The sequence below is a fragment of the Micromonospora fiedleri genome (assembly GCF_016774385.1).
Lineage (GTDB): Bacteria > Actinomycetota > Actinomycetes > Mycobacteriales > Micromonosporaceae > Micromonospora > Micromonospora gifhornensis.
Window position 1 is genome coordinate 1 of sequence record NZ_JAETXL010000057.1, and the last position, 472, is coordinate 472.

General features: G+C 70.6%; 1 pseudogene. It reads right to left on the bottom strand.

Annotated features, from left to right (window positions below):
* Positions 1–472: pseudogene (locus tag JMF97_RS30610) on the bottom strand (DUF3516 domain-containing protein); the annotation flags it as partial.

Below are 472 nucleotides of genomic sequence, written 5' to 3' on the forward strand. Positions count from 1 at the left end.
GACCAGCCGGGACGGCGGTCGGCGCAGCGCGGAGCGGTACCGGAGTCGGCCGATCGCCTGTGCGATCATGTCCTTCTCGGCGCGGGTGCAGACGGTGACGCTCATCGGCGCCTGGGCGCTCTCCCGCGCAGCGGCCTGGGTGAAGTGCACGACGTAGACCGGGGCCTGCTTTGTCTCCAGCAGTTCCTCGGGCGTCTCGTGCAGCGGCGTCATCGCGTACGTGAAGATCAGCGGAACCGGCCGCTCGGCCGAGCGGACGACGGCGGTGGACCGGCCGGTACGCCGGGTCAGGTCGTCGACGAACCGGGTAGTGTCGCCCAGCGTGGCGGACATCAGGACGAACTGCGCCTGGGGCAGTTCGATAAGCGGTACCTGCCAGGCCCAGCCCCGGTCCGGTTCGGCGTAGAAGTGGAACTCGTCCATGATCACCTGGCCGACGTCGGCCCGGGCGCCCTCGCGCAGCGCCAGGTTG